This window comes from Vibrio sp. 10N.286.51.E5 (assembly GCF_041469125.1).
In the GTDB taxonomy this organism is placed as follows: Bacteria; Pseudomonadota; Gammaproteobacteria; order Enterobacterales; family Vibrionaceae; genus Vibrio; species Vibrio crassostreae_C.
This window is the reverse complement of the sequence record NZ_JBFRJZ010000143.1, coordinates 1-968: the sequence shown is the minus strand read 5'-3', so window position 1 is coordinate 968 and position 968 is coordinate 1. Positions and strand designations below refer to the sequence as shown.

1 protein-coding gene is annotated in these 968 nt (G+C 47.0%); it reads right to left on the bottom strand.

Annotated elements, in window-relative coordinates:
- Window positions 1–968 (bottom strand): elongation factor Tu (gene tuf / locus AB4161_RS23135; RefSeq protein WP_372084479.1); only part of this gene is annotated, 968 nt, incomplete at both ends.

The window sequence follows — 968 nt, the reverse complement described above, 5'->3', positions numbered from 1 at the left end:
AAGATTTTAGCTACAACACCAGCACCAACTGTACGGCCACCTTCGCGGATTGCGAAACGTAGACCTTCGTCCATTGCGATTGGAGCGATTAGCTCAACAGTCATTTGAACGTTGTCACCTGGCATTACCATTTCTACGCCTTCTGGTAGAGTGATATCGCCTGTTACGTCAGTTGTACGGAAGTAGAACTGTGGACGGTAACCTTTGAAGAAAGGAGTGTGACGGCCGCCTTCGTCTTTAGAAAGTACGTATACTTCAGACTCAAACTTAGTGTGTGGGTTGATAGAACCTTTCGCAGAAAGTACTTGACCACGTTCAACGTCATCACGCTTAGTACCACGTAGAAGTGCACCAACGTTCTCACCTGCACGACCTTCGTCAAGCAGTTTACGGAACATTTCAACACCAGTACAAGTAGTAAGAGTAGTCTCTTTGATACCAACGATTTCTACTTCGTCACCTACACGTAGGATACCGCGCTCGATACGACCAGTTACAACAGTACCACGACCTTGAATTGAGAATACATCTTCAATTGGTAGTAGGAACGGTTGGTCAACTGCACGCTCTGGCTCAGGAATGTAAGAATCTAGTGCTTCTGCAAGCTCAACGATCTTGTCTTCCCACTGCTTCTCGCCGTTTAGTGCGCCAAGTGCAGAACCTTGGATAACTGGTAGGTCATCACCTGGGAAGTCGTATTCAGAAAGAAGTTCACGAACTTCCATCTCAACTAGCTCAAGTAGCTCTTCGTCATCTACCATGTCACATTTGTTCATGAATACGATGATGTAAGGGATACCAACTTGACGACCAAGTAGGATGTGCTCACGAGTTTGAGGCATAGGGCCGTCAGTCGCAGCAACAACTAGGATACCGCCGTCCATTTGTGCAGCACCAGTGATCATGTTTTTAACATAATCCGCGTGTCCTGGACAATCTACGTGTGCGTAGTGACGTGCTGGAGTGTC